Here is a 6,938-nt window from a genome sequence, read left to right as displayed (position 1 = left end):
CGCCGCTGGCGCCCGTGATCACCACCACCTTCCGCTCGTCCCCCATCCGCCCCTCCCGCTGGTTCGAACCTGGTGCAGCCGATACGCTTCATCCGCAATCGGATCAAGCAGTTGCAGGCGACTCCCTATTCCCTATTCCCTATTCCCTGTTCCCTGTTCCCTACCGTCCGTCCCTACTTCCGCTCCCACCGGTCCGCGTCCCGCACCTTGTACTTCGCCAGCGTGCGCCGCGCGGCCTCGGACAGGTCGATCCCGAGCTGGTTGGCCAGCACGACGACCACGAACAGGATGTCGCCCAGCTCCAGGGCGATGTCGCCCTCGGGCTCGTCGGGCTTCTTGGTCTTGGGGCCGAACTGGTGGTTGATCTCGCGCGCCAGCTCGCCCACCTCCTCCGTGAGCCGCGCCAGGTTCACCAGCGGGGGAAAGTAGCCTTCCTTGAACTGGCCGATGTACGCGTCTACCTGCTGCTGGATCTCGTTCAGGTCCATGCGCTCCCCGCCCCGTGTCCGTCCGTTTCGTCGCCAGGCACCAACCTAGGCGTGTTCCCAAATGGAAACAAGGCGAGGGTCCGGCGCCGTGCGCCGGACCCTGCCCCTCTCGCCGTCCGCCCGGATCCGGGAGTGGGTCCCCCCGCGTGATCGGACCTCCCGGACGGCCGGGCCCCGCGGCACCCGCGCGGCCTTCCGCGGATGCCGCGACCCGCCGGCGCGCTGCGTCAGTCGCGCGTCCAGACGGTGGTGTTGCTCCACAGGATCTGCCGCCCGTCCGTGGACAGCACGCCCGTGAACGGCGCGTCGTCCCGGAAGTTGGCGTAGATCACCGGCCCGCCCACGGTCGCGGCCGAGCCGCTGGCGTCGGGACGCCCCGAGCCGGGCATCTGGATGGTCACCAGGTCGGCCTGGGAGCTGATGCGCGCCGAGCCGCTGTTCCAGCTGCCGTCGAAGGGAGTGCTCATGATGTGTGTCTCCGTTGTCTCGTGGATGATGGTCCGCGCGGGATCGTCCCGCCCGGTCGGTGGTGATCTCGTTTCCTCGAGGGAGGACGGGCGGCGGGCGGGCGGGCGCGTTCGCGGCGGCCGCCGCGGCGCTGCCGCACGCGGCGCATCCCGTGACCTGTTCGCCGCACTTTCTCCAGCCCGTGGCGGGCGGGCGAGGGGCGGACAGGCGATGACGTTCCGGGAACATGGCGCGCGGGTGGAGGTGAGAATCATCCGGTTCGCCGCGCCCGTGGGGCCGGCGCTTGCGTCGGTGGCGAAACGCGAACACATTCTGGCGCCTTCTCATCAACGTGATTTGCTGCGGGAGATCATCTAGCGGGTTGATTCAAAGGAATGCACAATCTTTTTCGATTGGAGCTGCTCGGAAGCCCCACATTTTCCGGCCCCGACGGGCCCGTGCGGGGACGGGCCGCCCACAAGCGCCGGATGGCGCTGCTGGCCGTGCTGGCGGTCGCCAGGGGACGTCCCGTTGCCCGCGAGCGGCTCATCGGCCTTCTGTGGCCGGAGCTCACGACGGACGCGGCCCGCCACAACCTGTCCGAGTCGCTGTACGTGCTGCGCAAGGAGCTGGGCGAGGGCGCCGTCTACGCGGTGTCGGCGGGCGACGTGACGCTGGACCTGGCGCGGGTGGCCAGCGACGTGGCCGAGTTCCAGGACCGGCTGGAGGCGGGGGACACGGAAGGCGCGGCGACCCTGTACCGCGGGCCGCTGCTGGACGGGTTCTACGTGGCCGACGCGCCCGAGTTCGAGCGCTGGGCCGACGGCGAGCGCGACCGGCTGGCGCGCGCGTACGCCCGCGCCCTGGAGGAGCTGGCCCAGGCGGCCGAGGCGGAGGGGAGCGTGCTGCGGGCCGTGGACTGGTGGCGGCGCCTGGCCGCGCACGACCCGTTCAGCCCGCGCACCACCCTTCGCCTGATGCGCGCCCTGGAGGCCGCGGGCGAGGCGCCCGCCGCCCTGCGCGTGGCGGAGACGCACGCCGCCCTGCTGCGCGAGGAGCTGGGGGTGGAGCCGGGCGCGGACGTGCGGGACCTCGTGACGCGCCTGCGCGCCGCGCCTCTCCGGCCTCCCGCGCCCGCGGTCGTCCGCGAGCCGGCCCGCACCGCTCCCTCCGCGCCGCCGGCGGTCACCGCTCCGGCGCCCATCCCCGCACCCGCGCCCGTTGCGCCACCGGCGCCGGCGGTCATCCCGGCCTCCCAATCCACCTCCGCGCCCGAATCCGCTTCACCGGCCGACGTGGAGGAGGAACCGCACGCCGCCCCGTCTCTCGAATCCGACGCGGAGCCCGGTGCGGACGTCGTTCCCGTTCCGGCCCCCGGTCCTCATCCCGGATCCGCGTCCCATCCTGTCTCGCGCGGGGACGACGGTGGCGCATCCCGATCCTCCGCCGTTCCCGTCGCGGCACCGGGCGCCCCGCGCGCGCCGACGGCCCGCCCCGCCGTCCCGCCGGCCGCGCGGCATCGGCGAACGGGGGCGCAGTGGGCGGCGCTGGGCGGCGTGATGCTGGGGATGCTGCTGTCGCTCCTCACGGGATGGAGCCGGCACCGCGACGCGGAGGGACCGGGGCCGGCGTACGACCCGCGCCGCATCGCCGTGCTGTACTTCGAAGACCTTACGCCCCGGGGCGAGCTGCAGTACCTGGCCGCGGGGCTCACGGAGCGGCTGATCCACGAGCTTAGCCAGGTGGGCGCGCTGGACGTGGTGTCGCGCGGCGGGGTGCGCCCGTACGCCGGCGCGGCCGTGCACATGGACAGCCTCGCGGCCGAGCTGCGCGTGGGCAGCGTGGTGGAAGGCACCGTGCAGCGCTCCCGCGACAGCGTGTGGGTCACCGTGGCCCTCGTGGACGCCAACACGCACCGCCGCCTGCAGAGCCGCGAGGTGGGCCGCCCGCTGGGCGACGTGGTGGCGCTGGAGCGGGCCGTGGCGGCGGAGGTGGCCGCCGCCCTGCGCCGCCGCCTGGGGACGGAGGTGCGGCTGCGCGCCGCGGCGGAAGAGACGCAGAGCGGCGAGGCGCGCCAGGCCCTGCTGCTGGCCGAGCAGCGCAGGCGCGAGGCGCGGGAGATGCTGGCGGGCGGCGACTCGCTGGACGTGGGCACGGCCGCGCGCCTGCTGGCCGGGGCGGACTCGCTGCTGGTCCGCGCCCAGGCCGCCGACCCGCGCTGGCCCCAGCCCGTGCTGCTGCGGGGCTGGGTGGACACCGACCGCGCGACGCTCGCGCGCGGCGCCGCCCGGGAGGCGTGGCTGCGCTCCGCCGGCGAGCGCGGCGGCCAGGTGCTGGCGCGCGGCGCCGCCCGCGCCGAGGCGCTGGAGCTGCGCGGCACGGCGCTCTACCGCCGCTCGCTCGACTCGCCCGACTCGGTGCGGCAGCGCGTGCTGCTGGACTCGGCGGAGCGCGACCTGCGCGGGGCCGTGGGCGCGCAGCCCACGCGCGCCAACGCGTGGAGCACGCTCAGCCAGCTGCTGCGCATCCGCGGACGCCTGGCCGAGAGCGACCTGGCCGCCCGCCGCGCCCTGGCCGAGGACGCCTACCTGGACGACGCGGCCGACATCCGCCACCGCCTGTTCTTCATCGCCCTGTGGCAGGCGGACTACGCCCGGGCGCGCACGGAGTGCGAGGCGGGCCGGGCCCAGTTCCCCGCCGATCCCAACTTCACGGAGTGCCGGCTGACGCTGCTGCGCAACGACCGGTCGCGTCCGCCGGATCCCGGCGCGGCGTGGCGGCTGGTGGCGGAGCTGGAGCGGATGGACCCGCCGGCCCGCGCCCGCGCCCACGGCCGATTCTACGCGCCCTTCTACCGGCGGATGGTGGCGGCGGCCGTTTCCGCGCGGGCGGGCGACGCGGACAGCGCCCGGGCGGTGGTCGCCCGGGCGCGAAGGGAGGTGGGGGCGGACCCCGGCCTGGGGTTCTCGCTGGACTACGACGAGGCGTGGGTGCGGCTGATGCTGGGCGACACGGCCGGCGCCCGCGCCCTGGTGGAGCGGATGACGCGCGCCCGGCCCGAGCTGCGCGCCTACCTCCAGGCCGATCCCCTGGTCCGCGCGCTGGAGGCGTCTTAGCCGGGAACCGTCAGGCGACGGGGTCCGGAGGGAGTGAGCACGACCAGGTGCGGCACCACGAGAGAAGCGCCGGCTTCCAGGGGAAGCGGCACGTACTCCGAGCTGGGCAGGTGCGCCACGGCGAACGCGGCGTCGGGCTCCGATGACGGCTGGAGCAGGACGTTCAGCACGGCCTGCGCATACGCGGGGCCCTTGTCGCCGTGCACCGACGCGTAGTACGGGACGAGAAACTTTTCTACCGCCGAAACGCTCCAGAATGCCGCGTCCGCCTTGTACGGGCCCGGGTACGGGGGCTGTGGCTCCACCTTCAGATCCAGCAGGTTCACACTCGTCTGGTCCGCGCCGATCACCGCGACGTTCAGCGTGGGCTCCGGGTCCGGGTCGGCAGGGCAATGGATCACGACCCGCTCATCCGTGGGCGAAGGCGGGTTTTCGTACACGACTTCGAACGTCGCGGGCTCGCCGGAGATGACGATCCACAATTCCTTGTTCCGCAGGCCGCTGGCTGCTTCGGCGATCTCGCGCAGGAGCTCGAACGGGACATTGAGCTGGGTCATGGTCCTCCTGAAGGGTGGGTGGTCCCCGCGTGGCCTTCGCCGCGTCGGTCGAAGACCAAGCTACCGGCCGTGCATCAACCCACTCTCAGCCGCGGCGTTGATCCGCCGATCCTTGTTCCCGCGCGAACCCTCTCCCTTCCCCCATGCCGCTTATGGGGGAAGGGCCGGGGATGGGGGGCGCTCCGCCCGGCCGTGATTCCCGCCTCCGCCCGCGTAATCCGTCCCCATCCGCGCGAGCCCTCCCGCGTCCGTTGTATCCGCCCGGCGCCCCGCATACATTGCCGCGCTTCCGGAATCCGACCCGTTCCGCTTGACCGTACAGGCAACCACGTGAGCGACAACACGCCGCGCGTCGGCATCATCATGGGCAGCCGCTCGGACCGCGAGACCATGCAGGAGGCGGCCCGCGTGCTGGACGAGCTGGGCATTGCGTACGAGATGGAGATCGTCTCCGCCCACCGCACCCCCGACCGCATGTTCCGCTACGCCGAGCAGGCCGAGGGCCGCGGCATCCAGGTCATCATCGCCGGCGCGGGCGGCGCGGCCCACCTGCCGGGGATGACGGCCGCCAAGACCGTGCTCCCCGTCATCGGCGTGCCCGTGCTGTCGTCCACGCTCAACGGGCTGGACTCGCTCCTGTCCATCGTGCAGATGCCCAAAGGCGTGCCCGTCGCCACCGTCGCCATCGGCAAGGCGGGCGCGGCCAACGCGGGGCTGCTGGCGGCGCGCATCCTGGGCAGCCACGAGCCGGAGATCCGCGCCCGCCTCACGGCCTACGCGGCGCGGATGGCCGAAGACGCCCTGCGACCGGAGCCGGCGGCATGACGGACCATCGACTGGACGCGCCCATCCTGCCGGGCGGCACCATCGGGATGATGGGCGGCGGGCAGCTGGGCCGCATGTTCGCCCTGGAGGCGCGGCGGATGGGGTACCGCGTCGTCGTTCTCGACCCGGGAAGCGACACGCCGGCCGCGCAGTTCTGCGACCACCACATCCGCGCGCCGTTCGAGGACGTGAACGCGTGCCTGGAGCTGGCCCGCCGCAGCGACGTCGTCACGCTGGAGTGGGAGAACGCCGACGTGGCCACGCTCCGCGCCATGCGCGAGCACGTGCGCATCCACCCCTCGCCGGACGTGCTGGAAGTGGCGCAGCACCGCGTGCGCGAAAAGGACGCGGCCCGCCGGCTGGGCGTGCTCACGGCCGAGTACCGCGCCGTGCGCACCCGCGAGGACCTGGACGCCGCCCTGCGCGAGATCGGCGCGCCCGCCATCCTCAAGACGGCGCGGATGGGCTACGACGGCAAGGGGCAGGCAGTCATCCGCGAGGCGGCCGATGCCGATACTGCATGGGCGGCCCTCTCCGGCGCGGACGACTTCATCCTGGAGGCCATGGTCCCCTTCCGGATGGAGGTCAGCGTGGTCTGCGCCCGCTCCGCCAGCGGCGAGATCTCCACCTTTCCCGTCGCCGAGAACGAGCACCGGCGCGGCATCCTGCACCTGTCCGTCGTCCCCGCGCGCGTGGAGCCCGCCATCGCGGACGAGGCGGCGCGGGTGGCGCGCACCCTCGCGGAGGGGCTGGGGGTGATCGGCCTGGTGGCGGTGGAGATGTTCGTCACGGCGGACGGGCGCATCCTCATGAACGAGATCGCCCCGCGGCCGCACAACTCCGGGCACTACACCTGGGAGGCGTGCCCCGTAAGCCAGTTCGAGCAGCAGCTGCGCGCCGTCTGCGGGCTGCCCCTGGGCGACGCGCGGCTGCTGCGGCCAGCCGCCATGGTGAACCTCATGGGCGAGGATTCAGGGACGGGGCTGGGCCGGCCCGGCGCCGCAAACGCGCTGGCCATCCCGGGCACGGCGCTGCACCTGTACGGCAAGGCCGAGGCGCGCCCCGGCCGCAAGATGGGCCACCTCACCACCCTGGCCGACACGGCGGACGAGGCGGCCCGTGCGGCCGTGGACGCCTGGGAGCGGATGACGCGCTGACCCAGCCCGGGCCGCCCTTTCCCGATCGCGATCAGGGGGATGATGCGCCCGGGCCGATTCCCTGCCGGCGTGCCGACCGTCCGCCGCGGGGAGCATCCTCTGGGGGGAGGAGCGCCCCGCGGAGAAGCGTCATCCTGATCGTTCGGGGCGAGGATGGCCTCCGCGGAAACACGTCATCCCGAGGAGCCGCCGCGCGATGCTCGCCCGCGGCGGCGAAGGAGCTTGTAGCCGGCCCACGGACCGTGTCTCCACGCGCGGACCGTCCCCGGGTCGATGAGGTGCCGCGGGATGCGGATCGGATCACGTGCGGAAGCCCCATCCCCGCCTCCACGAAAAAACGCGGATGCC

At 73.7% G+C, this 6,938-nt stretch carries 7 protein-coding genes; 4 read left to right on the top strand and 3 right to left on the bottom strand.

Annotated features, from left to right (window positions below):
• Nucleotides 1-173: 173 nt before the first annotated feature.
• Both VFZ20_RS01310 and VFZ20_RS01305 read right to left on the bottom strand, forming a co-directional pair.
• Nucleotides 174-488, bottom strand: a complete 315-nt coding sequence (locus tag VFZ20_RS01310) for a nucleotide pyrophosphohydrolase (RefSeq protein WP_329682005.1) — start codon at nt 486-488, stop codon at nt 174-176.
• A gap of 227 nt (nt 489-715) precedes the next feature.
• Nucleotides 716-955 (bottom strand): hypothetical protein, encoded by a 240-nt coding sequence (locus tag VFZ20_RS01305; RefSeq protein ID WP_329682004.1) that lies wholly within the window; start codon nt 953-955, stop codon nt 716-718.
• A 211-nt stretch (nt 956-1,166) separates the two neighbouring features.
• On the opposite strand from VFZ20_RS01305, the gene VFZ20_RS01300 reads away from it, so the two are divergent.
• Together VFZ20_RS01300 and VFZ20_RS01295 are read left to right on the top strand one after the other, a co-directional pair.
• On the top strand, nt 1,167-1,313 hold the full coding sequence (locus tag VFZ20_RS01300; RefSeq protein WP_329682003.1) for a hypothetical protein: 147 nt from the start codon (nt 1,167-1,169) through the stop codon (nt 1,311-1,313).
• Between the two features lie 80 nt (nt 1,314-1,393).
• The gene (locus VFZ20_RS01295) at nt 1,394-4,051 is read left to right on the top strand and encodes a BTAD domain-containing putative transcriptional regulator (protein ID WP_329682002.1); all 2,658 of its coding nucleotides are present in this window, start codon (nt 1,394-1,396) and stop codon (nt 4,049-4,051) included.
• Here VFZ20_RS01295 and VFZ20_RS01290 read toward each other — a convergent pair.
• A complete protein-coding gene (locus VFZ20_RS01290) occupies nt 4,048-4,608 on the bottom strand; it encodes a hypothetical protein (protein WP_329682001.1) in 561 nt (186 codons plus the stop codon). The two genes, VFZ20_RS01295 and VFZ20_RS01290, sit on opposite strands and share 4 nt — an antisense overlap.
• Before the next feature lie 330 nt (nt 4,609-4,938).
• Between VFZ20_RS01290 and purE the strand changes: the two genes are divergently transcribed.
• Both purE and VFZ20_RS01280 read left to right on the top strand, forming a co-directional pair.
• Nucleotides 4,939-5,433, top strand: a complete 495-nt coding sequence (purE, locus tag VFZ20_RS01285) for a 5-(carboxyamino)imidazole ribonucleotide mutase (protein WP_329682000.1) — start codon at nt 4,939-4,941, stop codon at nt 5,431-5,433.
• Nucleotides 5,430-6,590: a 5-(carboxyamino)imidazole ribonucleotide synthase gene (locus tag VFZ20_RS01280; protein ID WP_329681999.1), complete on the top strand. Its 1,161-nt coding sequence runs from the start codon at nt 5,430-5,432 to the stop codon at nt 6,588-6,590. Before purE ends, VFZ20_RS01280 begins: the two co-directional genes overlap by 4 nt.
• Nucleotides 6,591-6,938 lie beyond the last annotated feature (348 nt).

Origin of the sequence: Longimicrobium sp. (assembly GCF_036280135.1) — a bacterium.
GTDB lineage: Bacteria > Gemmatimonadota > Gemmatimonadetes > Longimicrobiales > Longimicrobiaceae > Longimicrobium.
Note: the sequence above shows the minus strand (reverse complement) of the source record. Positions and strands in the feature narration are given on the sequence as shown.